The following is a 23,713-nucleotide window of genomic DNA, read 5'->3' as shown; positions in this document are numbered from 1 at the left end:
CGGGGGACCGTGGTCAGCCGCCGGGCTTCTGGTAGACGTCCGGCACACCGTCGTGGTCCTGGTCAACCTGTTCCTTGAGGGCGATCGCCCGGTACACCTTGTTGCGCCGCCGTAGCACCACGGTGGCCAGCAGCGCCGAGATCAACGAGCCGGCCAGCACCGCCGCCTTGACGTTGTCGCCCTCGGTGCCGTCGGAGCCGAAGGCCAGCTCGCCGATGAGCAGCGACACGGTGAAGCCGATACCGGCCAGGAACGATACGCCGAGCAGGTCCGACCAGCTGATGTCCTCGTCCAGGCTGGCCCGGGTGAATCGGGCCAGCAGGAAGGTGGAGCCGAGGATGCCGACGCACTTGCCGACGACGAGGCCGAGCACGATGCCGAGGACGATCGGGTCGGTGATCACCGCGCCGAGGTCCGCGCCACGCAGCGAGACCCCGGCGGCGAAGAACGCGAAGACCGGTACCGCGAAGCCGGCCGAGATCGGCCGCCACACGTGTTCCAGATGCTCGGCGAGGCCGGGCATCGGGCGACCACCGGTGCCGCCCTTTCCGGCGAGCACCGGCACGGTGAAGCCCAGCAGCACGCCCGCCACCGTGGCGTGCACTCCGGAGGAGTGCACCAGGGTCCAGGCGACCACGGCGAGCGGGATGAGCGCCCACCACCAGGTGCGGCGGCGCTGCACCAGCAGGCCGAACAGGGCGATCGGTACCAGGGCGCCGAGCAGCGGGAGGACGCTGAAGTCGTCGGTGTAGAAGATCGCGATGATGGTGATGGCCAGCAGGTCGTCGACCACAGCCAGGGTGAGCAGGAAGGCGCGCAGCCCCTGCGGGAGGTAGGCCCCGATCACGGCCAGCACCGCCAGCGCGAACGCGATGTCGGTGGCGGTCGGGATCGCCCAGCCGCGCAGTCCGTCGCCACCACCGACGACGTTGGCGCCCACGAAGAGCAGCGCCGGTACGACCATTCCGCCGACCGCCGCCACCACCGGCAGCGCCGCCCGCCGCGGATCGCGCAGTTCGCCGGCGACGAACTCGCGTTTCAACTCCAGCCCGACCACGAAGAAGAAGATGGCCAGCAGGCCGTCGGCGGCCCAGGTGGCGAGGTCGAGGTCGAGATGCAACGCCTTGCCGCCCGACCAGGGCACCCACCGCCCCAGCTCCGCGTAGGCATCACCCCACGGGGAGTTCGCCCAGACGAGCGCGATCACGGCACCGAGGAGCAGCAGGGCGCCGCCGACGGTCTCCGTGCGCAGCACGTCGGCCACGAAACGCGCCTCCGGCCAGGAGGTGCGGGCGAAGAGGCGGCGCACGCCGCGGCGCTCGGGGCGCGGGGTCTGGTTGGTCATACGTGAGGTCCACCTCGTCGGTCGGAGGGCAGCACGGCACCATCGCCGACCAGGCTTCCCGGCACACCCGTGCAAGACCCTATCCAGTGCCGACGGCCGTCGCGAGCGGGGTGAACGCGACTCTTCCCACAGGAGGGCGACGAGTCACCCAAAGCGCTCGGCGACGACATCGCATTTTTTCCGAGTCTGAGCGATTCCGACAGACCACTGGTCCGGTTGGTCACTGCGGGCACGATCCGCCATTGAGAAAATACCTAACTCCGGACATAAGCCGCATGAGCCGCTTTAATGGTTTCACGAGATTGAGTCGACCTTGGGGGTTTTCGTGAAGTTCTTTGGCGTTACCGGCCCGGTACGGAGGCCCGCCTGATGGACCTGTACCGCCAACTACGCCTGGTGCGCCGGCACTGGTGGATCGTCCTGGTCACCCTCATGGTGGCCCTGGGCGTGACCGCGCTGGTCACCGTGCGGGCCCAGCCTCGTTACGTCGCTTCGGTCACCTTCTTCGTCACCACGCCGAGCCAGGGCGTCACCGATGCCTACCAGGGCGGGCTCTTCCTCCAGCAGCGGGTGAAGTCCTACGCGGAGCTGCTGACAAGTGACCGGCTGGCGCAGGCCGCGGTGGCCGACAACCAGCTCGGGCTGACCGCCGAGGAGATCCAGCGTCGGGTCAGCACCTCCACCGAGAACGGCACCGTGCTGCTGCGGGCGTCGGTGACGGACACCGACCAGACCCGAGCGTTGCGGGTGACCGAGGCGCTCTCGGCGAAGTTCGTCGAGCTCGTGCAGAAGGTCGAGGCGCGGCCGGACGGCAGCCCAGGGCCGATCAAGATCGAGGTGGTAAGTGGGCCACGGGTGACCCCGACGCCGGTGTCACCGCAGCCGGTACGCAACACCGCGATCGGGGCCCTGCTCGGCCTGCTGGCCGGCGTCGGGCTGGCGATACTGCGCGGCATGGCCGACGTCCGGCTGCGCGACGCGGCCGGGCTGCAGCGGGTGACCGGCAGCCCGCTGCTAGGTGAGATCCCGATCGACACCAGCGCGCGGTCGGCCCCACTGATCGTCGGCGACGCCGCCACCTCGGCGCGGGCCGAGGCCGTCCGCAAGCTGAGGACCAACCTGCGCTTCGTCGACGTGCACGAGCCGGCCCGGGTCATCGCGGTCACCAGCGCCCTACAGGGGGAAGGCAAGACCACCCTGTCGTGCAACCTGGCGATCGCCCTGGCCGAGGCGGGCTGGCGGGTCCTGCTCGTCGACGCCGACCTGCGTCGACCGAAGGTCGGCGACTACCTGGGCGTCGACCCGGGAGTGGGGCTGACCGACGTGCTCGTCGGTGACGTGCAGGTGGGCGACGTGGTTCAGCGCTGGGGAGACAAGTCACTGCTCGTGCTGCCCAGCGGCTCGGCGCCGCCCAACCCGAGCGAGCTGCTCGGTTCCAAGGCCATGTCGGATCTGCTGCTCGCCCTCCGTGAGTCCGCCGACATCGTCATCATCGACACCGCGCCGCTGCTCGCGGTGACCGATGGTGTGGTGGTGGCCGTGCAGGCCGACGGCGCGCTGCTGGTCACCCAGCAGGGACGTACCTCGCGGGCGCAGGTGGCCGCGGCCGCCCGGGCCCTGCACTCGGTCTCGGTGCGGCTGCTCGGCTGCGTGCTGAACATGGCCCGGGTGCCCAAGGCCGAGGCGTACCAGTACGAGGCCTACCGGGTGGTCGCCGCCGCGACGGGTGGCCAGTCGGTGCCGACGGACCGGAGCCGGGGCGGTCGGCATGCCGAGCGGGCCCACACCGGCGAGGTGAGCGACCACACGCAGGAACTCACCCGGCTGTCCCGATGAGCGTGGCCAGGGGGCGCAACGCCCGGTCGATCTCCTCCGCGCAGCGTCGGAAGTCCTCCGGGGTGCCCCCCACAGGGTCACGCAGGTCGTCGGCGTCCCCGGGGGCGGGCTGCAACCGCCCCCGGGCCAGGGCGGCGGCGGCCACCGCGGCCCGTACCGGATCGTCCTGCTCGTCCGGCGGCGGCTCGGCTGCGGCGGCGAGCCGGCCGAACTGGCGCAGCGTGAACGTCCGGTGCAGCGCGGCCGGCGCCAGCGTGGTGCAGATGGAGCGCTGGCGCCGGGTGGCGGTCAGCACCAGCACCGCACCGGTGAGGTGTTCCGGCAGTAGCCGCCGGCTGCGGAACGAGGCCGGGTCGTCACCGGTCTCGGCGGCGATCGCCGCCGCGTACGGATGCATGGCCAGGCCCTCGACGGCGTCGGTGCCGGCGCTGGCCACCGACACCGGCCGCCCGGTGAGCAGGCGACGGGCGGCGTACTCGGCCATCGGTGACCGGCACAGGTTGGCGTGGCAGACGAACAGCACCCCGCTGAGCATGTGGAACCCCCTGGACGACGCGGTCGCGGGCGGTGGCACCGCGACGATGGGCGGTCGCCGGCGGCGTCCGCCCGGTGAGGGGATGTCGAGATCGTACGCAGTCGTCGTGCTCCCGGTCCCGGGCGGCACGCCGAACCGGTACGCGGGGACGGGGGTGTACCGGTGCGAATCGGGATGGTGACGTACCACTTTCCACCGGAGCCGGCGTTCATCCCCGGCAGCCTCGCCGAGGAGTTGGCCGCACGGGGCCACGAGGTGCGGGTCCTCACCGGCTTCCCCGACTATCCGGGCGGGCACGTGTACCCGGGCTGGCGGCAGCGCTGGCACCACGAGACCCGCAGCCGGGGGCTGACCGTGCGTCGGGTGCCCCGGTACAGCACCGGCGACGCCACCGTACGCGGCCGGATGGCCTCCTGGCTCTCCTTCGCCGGCAGCGCGGCGCTTGTGGGTCGCCGCTTCCTGGCCGGTGTGGACGTGCTGTACGTGCATCAGCCGCCGGCCGCCGCGTTCGCCTCGGCGGCCCTGCTACGCCTGGTCGGCCCGGTGCCGCTGGTGCTGCACGTGCCGGACGTCTGGACCGAACAGCTCCCCGAAGCCGTCGACGACGGCCGGTGGGCGGCGCGGGTGCGGGCGGCCACGCTCCGGACCTACCGGGCCGCCAGCCGGGTCGCGGTCACCACGCCCTCGCTGCGGGACGCGGTGGTGGCGGACGGGATCGACCAGGCGCGGGTCCGGGTGGTGCTCAACTGGACCGACGAGCGGATCTTCCGTCCGGTGCCGGCCGGTCCGGCCGCCCGGCGGCTGGTCCGTCGGGACGAGCGGTGCGTCGTGATGCACGCCGGCACCATCGGCGCACGGCAGGGACTGGACACGGCGGTACGCGCGGCGGCGGCCCTGGGCGACACCGTTGACCTGGTCCTGGTCGGCTCGGGCTCCGACGAGCGGCGGGTGCGGGGCCTCGCCGCCGACCTGCGGGCCGACAACGTCCGGTTCGTGGACCGGCGCTCCCCGTTGGACATGCCTGAGCTGTACGCCGCCGCCGACTACCAGCTGGTGATGGTGCGCGACCTGCCGGAGTTGCGCAGCAGCGTGCCGGACAAGCTCCAGGCGGCCCTGTCCTGCGGCGCACCGGTGGTCGCCTCGGCCGGCGGCGACACTGCGACCCTTGTCGAACGGGCCCGGGCGGGGCTGTCCTGCCCGCCGGAGGACTGGGCCAGCCTGGCGGACCGGCTCTGGCTGGCGGCGCAGATCCCGCCGCCGGCGCGGGCCGAGATGGGCCGGCGCGGTCGGGACGTGTACCTCCGGGAGATGTCGCTGCCGTCGGGCGTCGACCGGATCGAGGAGCTGCTGCGCGAGGCGGCGGACGTCGGAACCAGGCGTGATGCGGAAAACCGAGCGAACCTCTCGTAACTCCTGATCCCGTCATTAATGCACTCAATTAGCCGTTAGGTGTTAAGAACAATGTGGTCTTCTGTCCGTTTTTGGAAAGAGGTGTGATGTGACGGAGAGCGAGAGCCCTCGACGGCGGCGTAGCCGGTCCCGCCGCCGTCGGCGCGCCCGACTGCGTCGCATCCTGCTGACCACGTTGGTGGTCGGTTCGTTGGTGCTGGGTCTCAGTGGGTGGGTTGGTCTCCGCGGCTGGCAGGCGCGCGCCCACCTGGTCAACGCTGCCGGCCTGGCCGGTGAACTGAGCGCCCATCTGGTCGGTGGCGACACCGCACGCGCCCAGCGGACCCTGGCCGCGTTGCAGGAGCAGTCGGGAGCGGCGCGGCGGGCCACCGGAGACCCCGGATGGTGGCTCGGCCGACAGGCCCCGGTCGCCGGGGCGAACCTCACCGCGGTCCGGCAGATCGCCGTCGCCATCGACGACCTGGCCCGCCAGGCGTTCCCGGCGTTACTCCGCGTCGATCTCGGCGGACTGATCCCCCAGGAGGGTCGGCTGGACCTCAACGGCCTGCGTACCGTCACCGACGATCTGGTCGCGGTGCACGCCACGGTGCAGCGGACCAGCACGGAGTTGGCCGAGGTCTCCGGTGGCCGGCTGGTCGGGCAGGTCCGACGCGCCCTGACGGAGCTGCGTGGCGAGATCGACCGGTTGGCCGCGATGACCTCGGCGGCGGACCGGGCCAGCCGCCTGCTGCCGCCGCTGCTCGGCGTGGACGGACCGCGGAAGTACCTCCTGGTGTCCCAGAACCCCGCGGAGCTTCGTGCGACCGGCGGCATGTTCGGCGCGTATGCGGTGATCGAGGCGAACAAGGGCCGGGTCAAGATGGGCGCCCAGGGCAGCGGTTCAAGCATCGGTCGGTTCGAGCAGCCCGTGAAGATCCCCGCCGAGGTGCGTGCGCTGTGGGGGGAGCTGCCCGGCATCTATCCGGCGGACGTCAACCTCAGCCCGCACTTCCCGACCGCGGCGGCGCTGTACCGGGAGATGTACCGGCGGCACAGCGGGGTGCAGGTGGACGGCGTCCTGGCCGTCGACCCGGTGGTGCTGTCGTACCTGTTGAAGGTCACCGGGCCGGTTCGGGTGCCGGGCGGGGTGGCGTTGAGCGCCGAGAACGCGGTCCGGACGCTGCTCAGCGACACCTACCAGCGGATGGGTCCGCGGGAACAGGACAGCTTTTTCGCGGGCGCGGCGGCCACCGTCTTCGACACGCTTTTCGCCCGGAACGTACACCCGAATGGGTTGTTGTCCGCATTTGACCGCTCTATACAGGAACGTCGGATACTGTTCTGGAGTGCCCGACCGGAGGAACAGCGGACATTCGGCGACAGCCGGATGGCCGGGTCGCTTCCGGAACAGGACACCGTGCCGACGGTCGGCGTGTTTCTCAACGACGGCAGCGGCGCGAAGCTCGGCTACTACCTCCGGCAGACCGCCGACCTGACGGTCGGCGACTGCCACGCCGACGGCCGCCGCGAGCTGAACCTCCGGGTGACGCTCCGGTCCACCGCACCGGCCTCGGGGCTCAACGAGTCGGTTCTCGGCCTCGGCCTGGCCGGCGACCCGTACACCGTCCGGACGCTCGTGTCGGTGTACGGCCCGGCCGGCGGGGCGGTGCTCGACACCCGGATCGACGGTGCCGAGACCTCGGTGGGCAACGGCACCGAGCGGCGGCGGCAGGTCGCCACCGTGAACGTCGATATCGGACCGGGCGGGACCCGCACGTTGGAGGTCGCGCTGCTGACCGGCAAGACGGAGAGCGGTGCGGCCGAGCTGTGGCTGACCCCGACCGCCACCCCATGGACCACCCATGTTGTTACCGCACCAAGCTGTTCTCAGTAGGAGGGAACGAACCATGCGGCTATCCCGCATCATCATGGCGCTCACGGTCGGTCTGGCCGTGGTGGCCGTGCCGGCTGCGGCGGGGGCGGCGCAACCGCAGCCGCAGCCGTCGCCAACAGTCGTCGATCCGCCCCAGCCACCGCCGTATCCGCCGGTGCTGGCGTCGCTGACGGTGAACCGACCCACCATCTTCCTCGGTGAGACGGTCATCCTGACCGGTCGCAACTACGGGCCGAACGAGACGGTGGACATCGTCGTCTCGGTGACGCCGCTGGCCGCGCCGGCCGCCGGTACGGCACGGCGCAGCGACGGCAGCACCGTCGCCATGGCGCCGGTGGCCTTCCAGGCCAGCGCGCCGTTGAGCTTCACCGCCCGGACCAACTCCGAAGGGGTCTTCACCCGGCGGTACACGCCGTCGGTGACCGGCCTGCTCACCTTCACCGGCACCGGCCGGGAGTCCGGGCGTACCGCCTCGACCCAGCTGCGGGTGCTGCACAAGAAGAAGAAGCCGCACCTGCCGGTAACCGGCAGCAGCCTGGACACGCCGATGAAGGTCGGCGGCGGGCTCGTGGCCGCCGGTGCCGTCCTGCTGCTCGGCACGCTGGCCTGGCGGCGGCGCAACCGCTTCGGTGCGGGTGGCGCGAACTGATCCACGATTCCGGGCAGGGCCCGGAGAACGAAGGTACCGGTGCCCGCCGCTCCCTCCGACGGGCACCGGTACCTGTCTGCCCCGCCCTAGACCACGCCGTGCGCCAGCATCGCCTCGGCGACCCGGCGGAACCCGTTGATGTTCGCCCCGGCCACGTAGTCGCCCGGCAGGCCGTACTCCTCCGCCGTCGCCCAGCAGCGGGCGTGGATGTCCCGGATGGTCTCCCGTAACCGCTGCTCCGACTCCGCGAAGGTCCACGACTCCCGGCTGGCGTTCTGCTGCATCTCCAGGGCGCTGACCGCCACGCCACCGGCGTTGGCCGCCTTGCCGGGCGCGAACCGCACGCCGGCCCGACCGAGGATGCGCACCGCCTCGGGTGTGGTCGGCATGTTCGCCCCCTCCACCACCACGGCGCAGCCGCCGGCGACCAGTTGGGCGGCCTCCGCGCCGCCGATCTCGTTCTGGGTCGCGCAGGGCAGGGCCAGGTCGCACGGCACCTCCCAGGGGGTACGGTCGGCGACGCTCACCGCGTGCGGCACGTCCAGCACGTAGTCCGCCAGCCGGCCGCGCCGCCGCTCCTTCAGCTCCCGCAACACGTCGAGGTCGACGCCCTTCTCGTCGAGCAGGTAGCCGGTGGAGTCGGAGCAGGCGACCACCGTCCCGCCGAGCTGGTGGACCTTCTCGATGGCGTGGATGGCCACGTTGCCGGAGCCGGAGACCACCACCCGTTTGCCGTCCAGGCCGTCCCCGGTCTGCCGCAGCATCTCCTCGGCGAAGAACACCGCGCCGTACCCGGTGGCCTCGGTACGCGCCTGCGCGCCGCCGTATGACAGACCCTTGCCGGTCAGCACACCCGACTCGTACCGGTTGGTGATTCGCTTGTACTGGCCGAACAGGTAACCGATCTCCCGGCCGCCCACCCCTATGTCACCGGCCGGCACGTCCGTCTGCGCCCCGATGTGCCGGTGCAGTTCGGTCATGAAGCTCTGGCAGAAGCGCATCACCTCGCGGTCCGAGCACCCCTTGGGATCGAAGTCCGCGCCGCCCTTGCCGGCGCCGATCGGCAGCCCGGTCAGCGCGTTCTTGAAGATCTGCTCGAAGCCGAGGAACTTGACGATGCCCAGGTACACCGACGGATGGAAGCGCAGCCCACCCTTGAACGGGCCGAGGGCGCTGTTGAACTCGACCCGGAAGCCCCGGTTCACCCGGATCCGACCCCGGTCGTCCTCCCAGGGCACCCGGAAGATGATCTGCCGTTCCGGCTCGCAGATCCGCTCGATGATCCGGGCCTGCGCGTACTCCGGGTGTCGGGCCAGGGCCGGCCCGATGCTCTCCAACACTTCCCGTACGGCCTGGTGGAACTCGGGCTCACCCGGGTTGCGGGCGACCACACTGGAGAACACCGACTCGACCGTCTCCGGCATCACCGACACGTCCCTTCCGGTTCAGGCCCGGCGCCGTTGCCGGACCTCGGCGGCGTCGCGCCGACCGTCCTCGGATACGGTTCGTCACCGCCGTCCGGTTCATCGACGGTCGGGGACCAGCTCAGGCACGGGTTCGACGCCCGGTCGACTGATCCGTCCCGCCTTCTGGCGCGTACCCCTCGGTAGGGGACCGTGGAAGGGGAGACCGATGGCCGGATCGGTGCAGGACGGACAGGATCGAACACGACCCGGGTCAGCCCCGGTGCCGCTGATCGAGGTCGAGGTGTCACCGGCGACGCCCAGCGGCACCGGGGAACCAGTACCGGACCGACCGATCTGGTCCCCGGCTGCCCGGCTGCTGGTCGCCGCCGCGGTGCTGGTGCTGGGCCTCGGGGCGGTCGCCGTCGTGGTGATCCTCTCCGACCCGCACCGGCTCGGCCGGGTCTTCTCCGGCGGAACGGACTCGGTGGCCAGCGCGACCGCCGCGCCGGACGACGCCAGCGGACTTGGCGGTGCCGCCCGGGCCGCGAAGGAGAGCTCCGAGGAGGTACGGACCGCGCCGTTGAACGACCGACGGCGGGCCAGCTTCGAGCTGGTCGACGGAGTGGACCGCGTCGATGTTCGGGTCACGGAGCTGGGGGAGGAGCTGTACCGCGTGGTCAGCCCTGCCGCGTCCGGCTCGCGGGCACGTCCTGAGCTGGTTGGCGACCGGGTGTCGCTGCGGATCGAGCGGACCGGCGAGCAGCCGGGCACGGTCGAGGTGCTGCTGAACGCCCGGGTGTCCTGGGATCTGCGACTCACCGGTGGGGCTGCCGAGCGACGGATGGACCTGGGCGCCGCCCGGCTGTCCGGACTGGAGCTGGTGGGTGGCGCGACCCGGACCGACCTCCGGTTGCCCCGCGTCGACGGGCTGCTCGTGGTGCGGGTGACCGGTGGGGTCAACCAGTTCGACGTCACCGTCACCGACGACGTGCCGGTGCGCGTCCGGGCGGGCTCCGGTGCCGGTGCCGTCGAGGTGTACGGCGAGCGCCGCGACGGCCTCGCACCGGGCACGGTGCTCGGCTCGCCGGGCTGGGACCGGGCCGCCAATCGGATCTTCCTGGACCTGGTGGCCGGTGCCAACGTGGTGACCGTACGCGGCGGCTGAACCCTCTCGCGGGAGCACCCGCTCGCTGACGAGCGGGCGGGCGACCGAGGCGGGCGTAGAGTCGAACCGTGGAGCGTGCCGAGGCGATGCCAGCCGAGACCCGTCCGCCCGGTGTGGCGACGGTCGATCCGGGCAGCGTGCTGCTGCCCGGCCACGATGTGCCGCTGGGCCGCTACACCACGGTGCGCCGGCTGCTGCCGCAGCGCACCCGCCGGTTGGTCGGGGCGTGGTGCTTCGTCGACCATTTCGGCCCCGACGATGTGGCCCGACGGCCCGGCATGGAGGTGCCGCCGCACCCGCACACCGGCCTGCAGACCGTGTCCTGGCTGCTCGATGGCGAGATCTTGCACCGGGACAGCCTCGGTAACCAGCAGCCGATCCGCCCCGGCCAACTCAACGTGATGACCTCGGGCCACGGCATCGCCCACTCCGAACGCTCACCGGCGCAGCATCCGCCCCTGATGCACGGGGTGCAGCTGTGGGTGGCGTTGCCGGACGAGGCGCGAGCCGGCGCGGCCGACTTCGCCCACCACGCCGAGCTGCCCCGGTGGCAGGACGGGGACCTCGACGTCACCCTGCTGGTCGGGGAACTCGCCGGGGAACGCTCGCCGGCCCGGGTGCACACCCCGCTGCTCGGCGCGCAACTGGAACTGGCCGGACCGACGCCGGCCGAGCTGCCGCTGCGGCGTGACTTCGAGTACGCGCTGCTGGTCCTCGACGGTGCCGGCGAGGTCGACGGCCAGCCGCTGGCGCCCGGGGCGCTGCTCTGGCTCGGCGCCGGGCGGGACGTGCTGCGCCTGCATGGTGAGCCGGGTAGCCGGTTGATGCTGCTCGGTGGCACACCGTTCGAGGAGCCGTTGGTGATGTGGTGGAACTTCGTCGGTCGGGACCACGACGAGATCGTCGCCGCCCGGGAGGACTGGATGGCCGGGCGGCGGTTCGGGGTCGTCGCCGACGACCCGGATCCGCCGCTGCCCGCACCGGCCCTGCCCACCGTCCGGCTCAAGGCCCGCGACCGTTCCGGCGGCTTTCACAAGTGAATTGCTGGCAGGTCAGGCGGGATGATCCAGGTCGCGCACCAAGGGGTCGAGCAGCCCTCCGGCGATCAGCACCTTTACGACGCCTCCAGCTGACGTCCCGCGCCCACGCCGATGTCGGCAAGCATTGCGTCCAGGGTGTCGATGACAGCGGTCAGCCGCCAGGAGGAGACGAGGTCGAACGCGTGCTGGCCGCCGGGCAGTTCGACGTGGACCACCGGTTGCGACGACTCGGCCCGCAGCTTGTCCGCCAGTGCGCGCGCCGTGGCGGGGGAGGTGTAGTTGTCGAGGCTTCCGTGCGCGATCAGGAAGGCCGGTGCGTCGGCTGCCGGCAGTGCGAACGGGGTCGACGCGACAGTCTCCTGGGCGCTGCGGCCGTAGTAGTGGCCGTAGTAGCCGTAGAGGCAGACCGCCGCGGCAGGGCGCTCGGCCGGGGCCGCGCGTAGCGCGTACAGGGAGGTCAGGTGGGCGCCTGCGGAGCTACCTGCCATCACCACCGTCGTCGCGTCCGCGCCGTACTCTTCTGCGTGCTCGCGCGCCCAGGCCATCGCGGTGTCCGCGTCGGCCAGGTGCTCCTCGAAGCCGGCCCCGGGGCGGAGCCGGTACGTCGCGCTCACGCACACCCATCCGCGCGCGGCGAGGTGGTGCAGCAGGCCGCGCCCCTCCCAGTTCTTGCTGCCCGAGAAGTAGCCGCCGCCGTGGAAGTAGACCAGCAGCGGGCCACCCGTGGGTCGGTCCCGGCGCCGCAGCACGTCGAGGCGCTGGCGCCGATGGTCGCCGTAGCGCAGGTTGCGTAGTCGCTGCACGGAACGCGGTCGGATCGGAAGCGGGGTGAGGGCGGTACGCCACCGGCTCTGTCGCGGCGGTGCGCGGTCTATGCCGGCCGCTCGCAGCGCGGCATCAGCGACGGATCCCGAACGGATGGCTCGGCGGGTCAACGCGACAAGCATCACCGCGGTAGCGGCCGCGCCGGCCAGCAGGACGCCCGACAACACGTCGCGGCGCAGGTCCCCGCTCCAGATCGCCGCGGCGGTCGAGACCGCGAGCAGCGTCAGCACCAGGTGGGGCACCTCGTTCACGACCATCCCGGCCAGGAAGGCGGCCCGCGCCAGTGGCCGTGGTCGCGTGGGTGGGTTGAACGCTGCCGTGGCGGCCAGGCCGAGTACGAGGACGTGCACCACGTAGTCGTTCGGCATGGACTCCTCCTCTACAGGTGTCGAGAAATGCTACTCTGCACCTGTAGAGCAGGGAGGGGAGCCCCATGGCGACCGAACGTCGGACGGTGATCGCGGACGCGGCGATCACCACGCTGGCCAGGGCCGGCGGACGTGGACTCACCCACCGGGCCGTCGACAAGGAGGCGGGGCTTCCGATCGGCTCGACCTCCTACTACTTCCGCACCCGGGCGGACCTGCTCCGGGCGGCCGTCGACCGGCTGGCCGAGCTGGACGAGGCGGCGCTCGCACCCGCAGCCGCCGGGACGCTCGCGGCAGACCTCGCGCGCGTGGCCGACCAGTTGCTCGCCACCGACCGGGACCGGCTCATCGCCCGATACGAGCTCGTACTCGAATCCGTACGCCGTCCCGAACTGCGCGCGTTCCTGGCGGCCGGCACCCACCGGGTGCGTGGTGCCATCGAGCAGCGACTGACCGAGCAGGGCGTCGCGGGAGCACGCGATGTGGCCACGGCCGCGCTCGCGCTCGTCGACGGCCTGCTCTTCGCCGAACTCACCGCGACCGAGGGACAGCAACGCAGTCGCGCCGAGCTGGAAGCTACCCTGGCGAAACTCGTGGGCGCCGAGTGGCCCCAGGCCCGGCCGGAACCCCCCGACGACCACCGGTCCGACAGTTGAGCATCCCGTGATGGAGGGCCCCGTGCGCCGACTCACCTACTACGTGGCGACCACCCTCGACGGCTTCATCGCCGGCCCGGACGGCGGTGACCCGAGCGGCCAGAGCTACTTCCCGGTTCCAGCCGACCTGATCGACTACATGGTGAGCAACTTCCCGGAGACTCTGCCCGCGCCCGCCCGTGCCGCGCTGGGCGTCGAGGGGCCGGCAAAGGTCTTCGACACCGTGCTTGAGGGCCGGGCGTCCTATCAGGTCGGCCTCGACGCCGGGCTGGACGACGCCTACCCACATCTGCGTCACCTGGTGTTCTCGACCACCCTGCGGGAGACTCCGGGCAACACTGTCGAGCTGGTCCGCACCGACGCCCTCGACCGAGTTCGCAGCCTCAAGCAGGACGGCAGCGAGCTGGACATCTGGCTGGTGGGCGGCGGCAGGTTGGCGCACAGCCTGCTGCCCGAGATCGACCGGCTCATCATCAAGCAGCACCCGTCCGTGATCGGTACCGGCATCCCGATGTTCGCCGGTCCCTTCCAGCCCACCTTGTTCACCCACGTGGACGCCGCCGTTCTGGACTCAGGGGTACGCGTACTGACGTTGGACCGCAACTGAGGTCTGTGCCCAGGCAGCCGGGAAACCCGGCCTACTCACCCTGGGCGCGGGTAACAGCCGCTCATGCCCACCACGGTTTCCACCATCGAGGACAAAAAGCGGTTGGCGCGCCGGCTCGCCGGCAGTGGCCGGGGTTTCGCCGAGCAGTACGGCTTCCGGGTCACCAACAACCCGTCCAGCCTGTTCCAGGTGCTCTGCCTGGCGGTGCTGCTCGCCCGTCGGGGAGATTTCCGGCGCGCCCTCGACGGCGCGCACGCGCTGCCCGACGCGGGCTGGGACAGCGCTGCCAGGCTGTCCGGTTCGTCACACTCCGACCGGGTCAGGGCGCTGCGCGACAGCGGCCAGCGCGGTGACGTCGACACGTTGGCCGACCTGCTGGGCGAGCTGGCCCGCACGGTCGTCGAACGGTACCGGGGTGACCTGCGGCGGCTGCGCTCGGCGGCGCGCCGCGACCCGACCCGTGAGCGGGCACTGCTCACCGCCCTTCCGGGGGTGGACGACCAGGTCGCGGACCTGTTCCTGCGCGAGGTGCAGGCGCTGTGGGGCGAGGTTGCGCCGGTGGCCGACCGGCGGGCGCTGACGGCGGCGCGGCGACTCGGGTTGGGCCGCTCCGCCGAGGATCTCGCCGGGTTGGCCGGTGGCCGCGAGTCGGAGCAGCTCGCCTGGCTGGTCGGTGCGCTCGCCCGGGTCGACCTGGAGGGGCGATACGCCGAGCTGACGGGATGAGGCCCTTTGTCGGCACCCACTGTCCGTTCGGCTGATGGCGTGCGGTAAGCTGATCGCAGTAACACGCAGCCACCCGGTTCGGGTGGCTGTCGGCCGCCTGGTGGCCGCGACCCGGTTCGGGCGCACCGTCGCCAGGGCAGGCGGTTACGCAGGGGCGCCCCCGGCAGCGGTTCGCGGCTGGGGCGCCCCCCTGTCTGCGGGCGGGTAGCCAGCCGGCCCGGTTGCCGGCGGGCCAGCCGGGTGCTCTAGATGCTGCGCAGGTGCTGTGACACCCGTTGGTGCCGTTTGTCACGTCCCTGCGCGCCGCGCTGCGCGTCGGTGATCTCGGGAGCCGCGTCGATGCCGGCCGACCGCGCCACCTGGTTGCCGTTGGCGTAATCCACCGGAGGCAGGGCGCGCAGGGCCTGCAGCACGTCCGGCGGCGCGCCTTCCCGCTCGGCCTCGCTTACCACCTCGTCCTTCCCGGCGGGGTAATCCAGGCTGGACAGGTACTGCAGGACGTCGGTGTAACTCGCCATGGTGTCGGCTCCTCCCGGGCTTCGATCCGGCCACGACCGGGCGCGGATACCCGAGCCGGGGCCGCTCACGCGCCGAGTCCGACGAAAAGCGGTCGCCGTTTCCGCGCCGGGCGGATGGGTAAGCGCCGGCCGGAGGGGGTACGCGATGAACTACGACACGTTCGTCGACCAGGTCGCCCAGCGCACCGCTACCTCGTCGTCACGGGCGGCGGAACTGATCCGAGCGACGCTGGAGACGCTGGCCGAACGGCTGACCGGTGGCGAGGTGCTGGACCTGGCCGTGCAGCTGCCCGCCCCGCTGCGGCTGCCGATGCGCCCAACACCGGACATCGAGGCGGCGGAGCGGTTCGGCGCCGCCGAGTTCGTCGCCCGGGTCGCCGTCCGCGCCGGGGTGGCGGAGCCGGCCGCCCGGGACGCGGCCCGCGCGGTCTTCACCACGCTCCGGGAGGCGGTTACCGGCGGTGAGTTCGACGAACTGGTGGTCCAACTGCCCCGCGACTACCGCGACATGGTCGAGCCCGCCCTGGCGCCCGGCGCGACGCTGCGGCGCCACTGAGCGGGCCGCCGCATTCCGGCCCAGCGGCGGCCGCACCTGGGTCGTGGGCGCCGGCCACGTGCACAGTCCGAACTCAGCCGATCGTTCCGTCGGCGCGCAGCCGGCTGATCCGGTCCCGGTCGAAGCCGGCCTCGCCGAGAATCTCGTCGGTGTGCTCGCCCGGCCAGGGCGGCGGCCGGCGGATCGCGGCCGGGGTGGCGGAGAACCGGGGTGCCGGAGCCGGCTGGACGACCCCGTCGCGAAGCAGGAACGTCTCCCGGGCCGCCAGGTGCGGGTGCTCCGGTGCCTCCCGCCAGTCCAGTACCGGCGCGGCGCAGGCATCGGAGGCGGTGAGCAACGTCGCCCACTCGTCGCGGGTACGGGTGCGGAACAGGCGCGCCCAGGCGGCCCGCAACGCCGGCCAGTTCGCCGGGTCGGTCCGGTCGATCGGCTCGTCCGGCGGGAGCGGGAAGCCGGTGAGCCGGACCAGTTCGTCGTAGAAGCGTGGCTCCAGTGCGCCGACGGCGAGGTATCGACCGTCGGCGCACTCGTAGGTGTCGTAGAAGGGGGCACCGCCGTCGAGCAGGTTGACCCCGCGCGGGTTGCGCCACATGCCGAGCTGGTGCAGAGCGTGGATCTGGGTGCTGAGCACGGCGACGCCGTCCACGATGGCCGCGTCGACCACCTGACCGGTGGCACCCCCGCGCACCGCGTACAGCGCGGAGACGACACCCAGGGCGAGCATCATGCCGCCGCCGCCGAAGTCGCCGAGCAGGTTCATCGGTGGTACCGGAGGCTCTCCGGCCCGTCCGATGCCGTGTAACGCACCGGTCAGCGCGAGGTAGTCGATGTCGTGCCCGGCGTACGGGGCGTTCGGGCCGTCCTGGCCCCACCCGGTCATCCGGCCGTAGACCAGGGCCGGGTTGACCGCGTGGCAGTCGGCCGGGCCGACACCGAGCCGCTCGGTGACGCCGGGCCGGAACCCCTCGATGAGGGCGTTCGCGTGGCGGACCAGTGCCAGCACCACCTCGCGTCCGTCGGCGGACTTCAGGTCGACCGCGACCGAGCGGCGTCCCCGGTTGAGCAGATCGGGGTGCGCGGTGCCGAAGGCCGTGGTGTCCACCTCGGTGACCCGGTCGACCCGGATCACGTCGGCGCCGAGGTCGGCCAGCATCATGGCGGCGAACGGGCCGGGGCCGATCCCGGCCAGTTCCACCACTCGTACGCCGGCCAGCGGGCCGGTCGCCAGGTCTGCGGTCACCGGGTCACGATAGGCGCTCACCTCGGGATCGGCCGGGTCGCCGGCCGTGAGCGAAGCCACCGGGTCCGACAACGCCCCGCGTGGCGGGCGGAATTCGGCTGTCCTAACCTTGTCAGCACGAGGGGAGTACTTCCCACGAACCATGCCGGTCAGTACGGCGCGCCCGGAGCGCGCCTCGGGTGGTTGCCCACGAAACGTGGGTGAAGGAGACCTCGAACATGACACGGTGTTCGAGGAGGCCCCATGTCCGAATTGTCTGTCGCGGCGGACCTGCAGACCATCGGTACGCCCTCGCTGTGGGCGATCACCATACTTGGCGTGCTCGCCCTGCTGGTGCTGGACTTCGTGGTGACGCGTCGCCCGCACGAGGTGTCACTCAAGGAAGCGCTGGGCTGGTCTGCCTTCTACATAGCCCTGCCACTGGCCTTCGGCGCCTGGGTCTGGTCCCAGTACGGACGGCAGGAGGGCATCGACTATCTCGCCGGCTACCTCGTCGAGAAGTCGTTGTCGGTGGACAACCTCTTCGTGTTCATGCTGCTGCTGGCGGCCTTCGCGGTGCCGACCGTGCTTGCCCAGCGGGTGCTGCTGTTCGGCATCACCGGCGCATTGGTGCTGCGCGGCATCTTCATCGCCCTCGGCGCCGCCGCCCTGCAGACCCTGGACTTCGCTTTCCTGATCTTCGCGCTGATCCTGTTGTTCACCGCGGCGAAGCTGCTCCGCGACGCGTTCACCGGGCACGAGCAGTCGGTGGACATCGGCACCATGCGTTCGGTGCGTCTGCTCCGCCGCTTCATGCCGGTGGTCCACGAGTACCACGGCACCAAGATGACGGTGCGGGTCGACGGGCGCCGGGCGCTCACCCCGCTCGCACTGGTGGTGGTGGCGGTGCTCGCCACCGACGTGGTCTTCGCCGTCGACTCGGTGCCGGCCGTGTACGGCATCACCGAGGACCCGTACCTGGTCTTCGCCACCAACGCCTTCGCCCTGCTCGGCCTGCGGGCGCTCTACTTCGTGCTGCACGCGGCGCTGAGCCGCCTGGTCCACCTCACCTACGGCCTGGCGATCATCCTGGCCTTCATCGGGGTCAAGCTCGGCCTGCACTGGGCGCACGGCATCTGGGAGGGCGTGCCGGTGATTCCCACCGAGATCTCCCTCGGCGTCATTGTCGTGGTGCTGGCCGTGGTCACCTTCACCAGCCTGCGGGCGACTCGTAACGTGGTGCCGGGCTCCAAGGAAGTCGTCACCGAGCGGAAGTGACCGGCGTCGGTCCGGGCGACTACCAACCCTGGCCGGGCGAACGCGTCCGTCGTGGCGCGGGGCGTGGTAGGACTGAGCGGTGGGCATCGTCACACCGGGCTTCCAGGGCCGACCCCGCGCCGAGGCGCCGGATCTGCCTCCCGGCCAGTACCTGACGCCGGACTTTCCCGTGCTCTCCGCCGGCCCGACCCCGCGGGTGCCGCGGGACCAGTGGGAGTTCGTGATCAGCACCGAGGCCGGTACGGAGTACCGGTGGAGCTGGGACGAGATGATGGCGCTGCCGCAGGAGACGCCGACCGTCGACATCCACTGCGTCACCAGGTGGTCCAAGCTCGGCACCAGCTGGCGCGGCGTCTCGCTGGACACCCTGCTCGACGGCGTGGACACCGCCGCCGACTACGCCCTGGCCCACTCCTACGGTGGCTACACCACGAACCTCCCGCTGGAGGACCTGCGCGACGGGCAGGCCTGGCTGGTGCACACCTACGACGGCGACGACCTGCCGGCCGAGCACGGCGGGCCGGCGCGGCTGCTCGTTCCCCATCTCTACTTCTGGAAGTCCGCCAAGTGGGTGCGGGGCATCCACCTCACCGTCGAGGACACCCCGGGTTTCTGGGAGACCGCCGGCTACCACGACTACGGCGACCCGTGGCGTGAGCAGCGGTACCAGGGCGATTGAGCGGCCGGATGAGCTGGCGGGCGGCCCGGTTGGTGGAGCACCGGGTCGAGACGCCCTCCGCGCGGACCCTGGTGCTGGAGGTGCCGGGCTGGCCGGCCCACCTGCCCGGCCAGCATGTCGACATCCGGCTGACCGCGCCGGACGGGTACCAGGCCGCCCGGTCGTACTCGCTGGCGGCCCCCGCCGACGGTGACCGGATCGAGGTGTCCGTCCAGCGTGTGTCCGACGGCGAGGTGTCGCCGTTCCTGGTTGACGCCTACCGCGAGGGTGACCCGGTCGAGGTGCGCGGCCCGATCGGCGGCTGGTTCGTCTGGCGGCCACAGCAGACCGAACCGGTGCTCCTCGTCGCCGGGGGATCGGGGGTGGTGCCGTTGATGGCCATGATCAGAGCCCGGCGGGCGGCCGGAAGCCGGGCCCCGTTCCGGCTGATCTACTCCGTCCGCACCCCCGACGACGGCTTCTACGCCGACGAGCTACGGCGCCGGGTACGCGACGACGCCGGCCTCGACGTGGCCTACGTGTACACCCGGCAGGCGCCCGACGGCTGGCGCGGCGAACCGCACCGGCTCGGCCTCGCCGACGTCAACACCCACGGCTGGCCACCGGAGCTGGAGCCGCTGGTGTACGTCTGCGGGCCCACAGGTTTCGTGGAGGCCGTCTCCGATCTGCTCGTCGGGCTGGGCCACCCGGCGCGGCGGGTACGCACCGAACGTTTCGGCCCGACCGGTTGAGAGGAGATCGCGGATGACCGCGCTGCCCTACGTGGACGGCAACATGCTCGACGGTCCGATGGGGGAGGTGTTCGCGGTCGACCTCAGCAGCGCCACCGTCCGGTGCGCCCACTGCGGCACCACCGGTCCGATGGCCGGGCTGCGGGTCTACTCGCACGCTCCCGGCCTGGTGGGCCGCTGCCCCACCTGCGTCGAGGTGATGGTGCGGCTGGTCCGCGCCCCCGACCGCGCCTGGCTCGACCTGCGCGGCACCACCTTCCTCCAGTTCCCGATGCCACCCGACCAACCACGCTAGAACCCCCCGCGATCTTGCACTTTCGGTCGCCAAGATCTCCCCTTGGTGCCGGTCTGTCCCGACGAGAAGTGCTCGATCGGCGGGGTGGGTGAAGTTTGCCGGCGCTCATGACGGGAACCGGGCCGAAATGACGAAGCCTCGTGTGGTGATCGTGGGGGCCGGGTTCGCCGGGTACCACGCGGCGAAGACGTTGAGCCGGTTGGCCCGCGGCCGAGCCGAGATCGTCGTGCTGAACTCGACGGATTACTTCCTGTATCTCCCGCTGCTGCCGGAGGTGGCGGCGGGGGTGGTGGAGCCGGGCCGCATCGCGGTGCCGCTGTCCGGCACCCTGGACGGCGTACGGGTGGTGATCGGCGAGGCCGACAGCGTCGACCTGCAGAACCGGTGGGTCGGCTTCACCCAGCCGGAGGGCGACCGCAACCGGCTGGCGTACGACCGGTTGGTCCTGGCCGTCGGCAGCGTGAACAAGCTGCTGCCCATTCCCGGCGTGACCGAGTACGCCCACGGCTTCCGCGGCCTGCCCGAGGCGCTCTACCTGCACGATCACGTGGTCCGGCAGATCGAACTGGCCGAGCAGGCAGAGGACCCGGCGGAGCAGCAGGCACGCGCCACGTTCGTGGTGGTGGGTGCCGGATACACCGGTACCGAGGTGGCCGCGCACGGCATCCTGTTCACCGACGAACTGGCCGCCCAGCACCCCCGGCTCAAGATCCGACCGCGGTGGATGCTGCTGGACGTCGCCCCACGCGTGCTGCCGGAGCTGGACCGACGGATGTCGGTCACCGCCGACAAGGTCCTGCGACGACGCGGGGTCGACGTTCGGATGGGTACCTCGGTGGCGGTCGCCACCTCCGACGGGGTCAAGCTGACCGACGGCGATTACGTGCCCACCTGTTCGCTGGTCTGGTGCGTCGGCGTACGCCCCGACCCGTTCGTGGCGGAACTGGGCCTGCGGACCGAGAAGGGGCGGTTGGTCGTCGACGAGTACCTCAACGTCCCCGGGTTCCCCGAGGTCTACGCCTGCGGCGACGCCGCCGCGGTGCCCGATCTGACTCGGCCCGGTGAGATCTGCACGATGACCGCCCAGCACGCGCAGCGGCAGGGCAAACTGGCCGCGCACAACATCGCCGCCTCGTACGGACAGGGACGCCGTCGGCCGTACAAGCACCACGATCTCGGTTGGGTGGTCGACCTGGGCGGCAAGCAGGCCGCGGCGAATCCGTTGAAGGTGCCACTGTCGGGCCTGCCCGCCAAGGCGGTCACCCGTGGCTACCACCTGCTCGCGATGCCCGGCAACCGGGCCAGGGTGAGCGCGGACTGGTTCCTCGACGCCGCGCTGCCCCGGTCGGCGGCACAGCTCGGACTGATCTCCGCCACCGCCGTACCGCTGGAGAGTTCGTCGCCCGAGATGCCGGTGCGGGTCCGCTGACCTCAGACCCACCGGCTGGTACGGCCGTGCGGTCGTGGGTGCACCCACGACCGCACAGCTGATCTCCGACGGCTCAGCCGGCGGCCATTCCGGCCCCCGCCTCGTCGATGGCGTCATCGACCGTGTGTGCCAGGTCGATGTCCATCGCGGTCACCGCCCCGGCGTTGCCGGAGGTCACGGTCAGCACGGCGGTCGCCGGGTCGGCGCGGCCGATCCGTGGTCCGCGGCCGGTCTGCTGGCGAAGGAGATCGAGCCGGTCCAACACCCGGTCCAGGTTGCCCGGCGGCAACTCCAGGGTCCGGGACAGCGCGGTGCGGTCACCGGACCAGTAGGGCAGGTCGGCCAGGGCCGTACGTAGCTCGGCCGCCGACAACGGCGGCAGCGCGCTGACCGGGCCGACCACGCCGCCGCCGGCCGGCGGCTGGTCGAGCAGCTGTCGCAGCTCATCCGGTACGTGCAGCGACTCGATCAGGTCACCGTCGTGCTCGGCGAGCGCGGCGAGGGTCGCCTCGGCCTGATAGCGCGCCTGCTCCGGGCTTCGACCGCTGATCCGACCCACCTCGGACAGGAAGCCGCTCAGGTCCTGGTGCCGCTCGATGCCGTCCACCGGGACCACATCGTGCAGGGAGGCGGGCACTGCCTCCAGCAGACGGCGGCGTTCGCCGGCCTCCAGGGCCCAGGCCAGCACGAGCACCGTCGACTCGACCCCGACCTTGGCGGTGCGAAAATCGACCCCGGCGCGGCGAACGACGTCCTCGACCAGGTCGCGGTAGCCCATCGTGATGACCCCCGGTGCCTGCGCACCCGGCTCCGGCCGGGGCCGGGGGGCCTGCGGGGAACCGGCCGCCGGGGGAGCGGGACCGCCGCGCGTGGTGTCCGGTTTGTGGCGGCCACCGGCCGGCGCGGGGCCGGCCCGCTTGTTCTGGTCGAGGTGGGTGAGTTGCTTGGACGCGCTCAGGCTGGCGCCGGTGTCGGCGGCCCGCATACCGCGTTCCCGGGCCTGGCGGGCCAGTGCCCGACGGCGCTGGTTGTCGCCCTCCATCTGCTTACGCATGGTGCACACCTCGCTTCCGCTGGTGTTCCTGGCTTCGTCGATGGCCTTCCCGGCCGCCGCCGGTGCGAAACGATCGAGCCGGCGTGGGCCGGGTGCGGGTCGCCGACATTGGTGAGGCTTCATCCGGCCGGGGTGAGGGCCGGTCACCCGGGCGGGGCTGACGATCGCGGTGGACCGGAGATCTTCCGAGGCACGGCGGAAGGGAAGGTCGTGATGAAGCGGATAGTCGAGATCGTCCCCGCCCGACCCGGTTGGTACGCCCGGTGGCGGCTGGAGCCTGAACAGACCCGCTGTTACCCGGTGAGCCTGTGGGCGTTGTTGGAGGAGGCCGACGGCGGCGGTCGCGAGGTGATCGGCGTCGACTGCGCCGGCCAGTGGCCCGGAGAGCAGGACGACGGGACAGGTGCGGAGTTCGTCCGCTATCTGTTCAAGACTCCGGATTCGGGGCCGCCCGAGGACGCGGAGCCGACCACGCAGTCCCAGCGCACGGGCCGGTATCCGGTTCCGGCCCCCTGAGCCATCCTCCGGCCCCCGACCCCTGGTCCCAGGGTCGGGGGCCACCCCTTCGGGTGGCCCGGGCGGGTCAGCCGGCGGCCTGCACGTCATCGCTCCCGGCGGCCAGGGACAGCTCCAGCAACTCGGCGAGGCCCGTGCGGTCCAACAGTTGGCGCAGCGTGGGGTTGACACCGGTCAGCCGCAGGGGCACGGAACCACCCCGGTAGGCCACCACGAACGCGCTCAACCCGGAGGAGTCGCACATCCCCACACCGCTGAGGTCGATGACGAACTGCTGGTAGCCGTCGCGCCGCAGGGTGGCCACGACGTCGATGAGTTCCGGCGCACTGTCGAAGTCGAGGTCGCCGGTCAGCCGCAACTCGGCCTTTCCCGCGTCGTGCCGGTCGACCTCGATGACCAACAGCTGTGCCGACATGGGTACATGCTCCCAGTACGTCGGCCAGGCGCAAGTCGCGGGGTGGAAAGTTTCCGGACAGCCGCTACGCGGTGACCGGAGCCGGATCGTCCGGCTCGCGGGCCAGCAGGCCGGTAACCCCCGTCATGTCGAGGATGGTCTCGAGGAACCGGGGGACCGTCCGCAACCGCAGTCGGATGCCCCGCTGCTGCCCCTCGCGCCAGGAGTGCACGATGACGCTGAGCCCGGTGCTGTCGATGAACTGCAGGCCACCGAAGTCGAGCACCAGAGTGGTGGGGTCGGTGCTCATCAACCGGTCGATCTCGGCTCGTAGCGGCGCGGCGGTGGTGTAGGCGAGATCACCGACGACCTTGATCACGGGTGCGTCAGGATCGGACCGGTCGACGGACATGCTCAGCGGCGGCGTCTCGGGTCTGCGACCGTGGGACAGCAACGATCACGCCTTCCGCGGGTGGCGGGCGGGTAGGGGCGCTCGGATCGTAACAACCACTGAGCTGGCCCGCCTGTCGGGCGGCCGTGGGTGTCCGGCGGACCGTCGCTCGGGTGGCGGCACCGGCAGACCCGCGTAGGCTGGGTGTCAGG

The 23,713-nt window shown here is 71.7% G+C and carries 25 protein-coding genes; 16 read left to right on the top strand and 9 right to left on the bottom strand.

Going from position 1 to position 23,713, the window contains the following annotated elements:
* Positions 1-13 precede the first annotated feature (13 nt).
* Positions 14-1,345 carry a Na+/H+ antiporter NhaA gene (nhaA, locus tag AB0J93_RS08810; protein WP_363919675.1) on the bottom strand — a complete coding sequence of 444 codons (1,332 nt, stop codon included), beginning with the start codon at positions 1,343-1,345 and terminating at the stop codon, positions 14-16.
* Positions 1,346-1,714: 369 nt separating this feature from the next.
* On the opposite strand from nhaA, the gene AB0J93_RS08805 reads away from it, so the two are divergent.
* On the top strand, positions 1,715-3,181 hold the full coding sequence (locus AB0J93_RS08805) for a polysaccharide biosynthesis tyrosine autokinase (protein ID WP_363919673.1): 1,467 nt from the start codon (positions 1,715-1,717) through the stop codon (positions 3,179-3,181).
* On the opposite strand, the gene AB0J93_RS08800 is transcribed toward AB0J93_RS08805, so the two are convergent.
* The gene (locus AB0J93_RS08800; protein WP_363919671.1) at positions 3,162-3,716 is read right to left on the bottom strand and encodes a low molecular weight phosphatase family protein; all 555 of its coding nucleotides are present in this window, start codon (positions 3,714-3,716) and stop codon (positions 3,162-3,164) included. The genes AB0J93_RS08805 and AB0J93_RS08800 overlap by 20 nt on opposite strands.
* Positions 3,717-3,878: 162 nt before the next feature.
* Between AB0J93_RS08800 and AB0J93_RS08795 the strand changes: the two genes are divergently transcribed.
* The 3 genes from AB0J93_RS08795 (at position 3,879) to AB0J93_RS08785 (ending at position 7,648) form a co-directional block, all read left to right on the top strand.
* A complete protein-coding gene (locus tag AB0J93_RS08795) occupies positions 3,879-5,126 on the top strand; it encodes a glycosyltransferase family 4 protein (RefSeq protein ID WP_363919669.1) in 1,248 nt (415 codons plus the stop codon).
* Between the two features lie 88 nt (positions 5,127-5,214).
* Entirely contained in the window at positions 5,215-6,999 is a 1,785-nt protein-coding gene (locus tag AB0J93_RS08790; protein WP_363919667.1) for a DUF4012 domain-containing protein, read from the top strand.
* Positions 7,000-7,012: 13 nt separating this feature from the next.
* Entirely contained in the window at positions 7,013-7,648 is a 636-nt protein-coding gene (locus AB0J93_RS08785) for a hypothetical protein (protein WP_363919665.1), read from the top strand.
* 86 nt (positions 7,649-7,734) lie between these two features.
* Here the strand turns inward: AB0J93_RS08785 and gdhA are convergent, their stop codons facing one another.
* Positions 7,735-9,072 (bottom strand): NADP-specific glutamate dehydrogenase, encoded by a 1,338-nt coding sequence (gdhA, locus tag AB0J93_RS08780; RefSeq protein WP_363919663.1) that lies wholly within the window; start codon positions 9,070-9,072, stop codon positions 7,735-7,737.
* A gap of 262 nt (positions 9,073-9,334) precedes the next feature.
* On the opposite strand from gdhA, the gene AB0J93_RS08775 reads away from it, so the two are divergent.
* Both AB0J93_RS08775 and AB0J93_RS08770 read left to right on the top strand, forming a co-directional pair.
* Positions 9,335-10,219: a hypothetical protein gene (locus tag AB0J93_RS08775; protein WP_363919661.1), complete on the top strand. Its 885-nt coding sequence runs from the start codon at positions 9,335-9,337 to the stop codon at positions 10,217-10,219.
* Between the two features lie 68 nt (positions 10,220-10,287).
* A complete protein-coding gene (locus tag AB0J93_RS08770) occupies positions 10,288-11,259 on the top strand; it encodes a pirin family protein (protein WP_363919659.1) in 972 nt (323 codons plus the stop codon).
* Between the two features lie 74 nt (positions 11,260-11,333).
* Here AB0J93_RS08770 and AB0J93_RS08765 read toward each other — a convergent pair whose 3' ends face one another.
* Positions 11,334-12,452 carry an alpha/beta hydrolase gene (locus tag AB0J93_RS08765; RefSeq protein ID WP_363919657.1) on the bottom strand — a complete coding sequence of 373 codons (1,119 nt, stop codon included), beginning with the start codon at positions 12,450-12,452 and terminating at the stop codon, positions 11,334-11,336.
* Between the two features lie 65 nt (positions 12,453-12,517).
* Here AB0J93_RS08765 and AB0J93_RS08760 point away from each other — a divergent pair, with 65 nt between their 5' ends.
* The 3 genes from AB0J93_RS08760 (at position 12,518) to AB0J93_RS08750 (ending at position 14,441) form a co-directional block, all read left to right on the top strand.
* Positions 12,518-13,108: a TetR family transcriptional regulator gene (locus AB0J93_RS08760; RefSeq protein WP_363919655.1), complete on the top strand. Its 591-nt coding sequence runs from the start codon at positions 12,518-12,520 to the stop codon at positions 13,106-13,108.
* A 10-nt stretch (positions 13,109-13,118) separates the two neighbouring features.
* Positions 13,119-13,715 carry a dihydrofolate reductase gene (locus AB0J93_RS08755; RefSeq protein WP_363919653.1) on the top strand — a complete coding sequence of 199 codons (597 nt, stop codon included), beginning with the start codon at positions 13,119-13,121 and terminating at the stop codon, positions 13,713-13,715.
* 63 nt (positions 13,716-13,778) lie between these two features.
* Entirely contained in the window at positions 13,779-14,441 is a 663-nt protein-coding gene (locus AB0J93_RS08750) for a hypothetical protein (RefSeq protein ID WP_363919651.1), read from the top strand.
* Positions 14,442-14,686: 245 nt separating this feature from the next.
* Here AB0J93_RS08750 and AB0J93_RS08745 read toward each other — a convergent pair whose 3' ends face one another.
* Complete coding sequence (locus tag AB0J93_RS08745) at positions 14,687-14,959, bottom strand: DUF2795 domain-containing protein (RefSeq protein WP_363919649.1); 273 nt, start codon at positions 14,957-14,959, stop codon at positions 14,687-14,689.
* A gap of 145 nt (positions 14,960-15,104) precedes the next feature.
* Here AB0J93_RS08745 and AB0J93_RS08740 point away from each other — a divergent pair, with 145 nt between their 5' ends.
* Positions 15,105-15,515: a DUF2267 domain-containing protein gene (locus AB0J93_RS08740; RefSeq protein WP_363919647.1), complete on the top strand. Its 411-nt coding sequence runs from the start codon at positions 15,105-15,107 to the stop codon at positions 15,513-15,515.
* A 73-nt stretch (positions 15,516-15,588) separates the two neighbouring features.
* Here the strand turns inward: AB0J93_RS08740 and AB0J93_RS08735 are convergent, their stop codons facing one another.
* Positions 15,589-16,755, bottom strand: a complete 1,167-nt coding sequence (locus AB0J93_RS08735; protein WP_363919645.1) for a CaiB/BaiF CoA-transferase family protein — start codon at positions 16,753-16,755, stop codon at positions 15,589-15,591.
* Positions 16,756-16,998: 243 nt separating this feature from the next.
* On the opposite strand from AB0J93_RS08735, the gene AB0J93_RS08730 reads away from it, so the two are divergent.
* The 5 genes from AB0J93_RS08730 to AB0J93_RS08710 all read left to right on the top strand — a co-directional run bounded on the left by AB0J93_RS08730 (position 16,999) and on the right by AB0J93_RS08710 (position 21,146).
* Entirely contained in the window at positions 16,999-18,012 is a 1,014-nt protein-coding gene (locus AB0J93_RS08730; protein ID WP_363919643.1) for a TerC/Alx family metal homeostasis membrane protein, read from the top strand.
* Between the two features lie 79 nt (positions 18,013-18,091).
* Positions 18,092-18,691, top strand: a complete 600-nt coding sequence (locus AB0J93_RS08725) for a sulfite oxidase-like oxidoreductase (protein WP_363919641.1) — start codon at positions 18,092-18,094, stop codon at positions 18,689-18,691.
* Between the two features lie 8 nt (positions 18,692-18,699).
* Positions 18,700-19,422, top strand: coding sequence for a ferredoxin reductase (locus AB0J93_RS08720; protein WP_363919639.1), 723 nt, complete (start codon positions 18,700-18,702; stop codon positions 19,420-19,422).
* Positions 19,423-19,435: 13 nt separating this feature from the next.
* The gene (locus tag AB0J93_RS08715) at positions 19,436-19,717 is read left to right on the top strand and encodes a DUF6510 family protein (RefSeq protein WP_363919637.1); all 282 of its coding nucleotides are present in this window, start codon (positions 19,436-19,438) and stop codon (positions 19,715-19,717) included.
* Positions 19,718-19,844: 127 nt separating this feature from the next.
* On the top strand, positions 19,845-21,146 hold the full coding sequence (locus tag AB0J93_RS08710) for an NAD(P)/FAD-dependent oxidoreductase (protein ID WP_363919635.1): 1,302 nt from the start codon (positions 19,845-19,847) through the stop codon (positions 21,144-21,146).
* A 73-nt stretch (positions 21,147-21,219) separates the two neighbouring features.
* Here AB0J93_RS08710 and AB0J93_RS08705 read toward each other — a convergent pair whose 3' ends face one another.
* Positions 21,220-22,200 carry a DUF2267 domain-containing protein gene (locus tag AB0J93_RS08705; RefSeq protein ID WP_363919633.1) on the bottom strand — a complete coding sequence of 327 codons (981 nt, stop codon included), beginning with the start codon at positions 22,198-22,200 and terminating at the stop codon, positions 21,220-21,222.
* Between the two features lie 213 nt (positions 22,201-22,413).
* On the opposite strand from AB0J93_RS08705, the gene AB0J93_RS08700 reads away from it, so the two are divergent.
* Positions 22,414-22,716, top strand: a complete 303-nt coding sequence (locus AB0J93_RS08700; RefSeq protein ID WP_363919631.1) for a hypothetical protein — start codon at positions 22,414-22,416, stop codon at positions 22,714-22,716.
* A gap of 67 nt (positions 22,717-22,783) precedes the next feature.
* On the opposite strand, the gene AB0J93_RS08695 is transcribed toward AB0J93_RS08700, so the two are convergent.
* The gene (locus tag AB0J93_RS08695) at positions 22,784-23,131 is read right to left on the bottom strand and encodes an STAS domain-containing protein (protein WP_363919629.1); all 348 of its coding nucleotides are present in this window, start codon (positions 23,129-23,131) and stop codon (positions 22,784-22,786) included.
* A 64-nt stretch (positions 23,132-23,195) separates the two neighbouring features.
* The gene (locus tag AB0J93_RS08690; RefSeq protein ID WP_363920233.1) at positions 23,196-23,522 is read right to left on the bottom strand and encodes an STAS domain-containing protein; all 327 of its coding nucleotides are present in this window, start codon (positions 23,520-23,522) and stop codon (positions 23,196-23,198) included.
* Positions 23,523-23,713 lie beyond the last annotated feature (191 nt).

Origin of the sequence: Micromonospora sp. NPDC049374 (genome assembly GCF_040677165.1) — a bacterium.
In the GTDB taxonomy this organism is placed as follows: Bacteria; Actinomycetota; Actinomycetes; order Mycobacteriales; family Micromonosporaceae; genus Micromonospora.
Note: the sequence above shows the minus strand (reverse complement) of the source record. Positions and strands in the feature narration are given on the sequence as shown.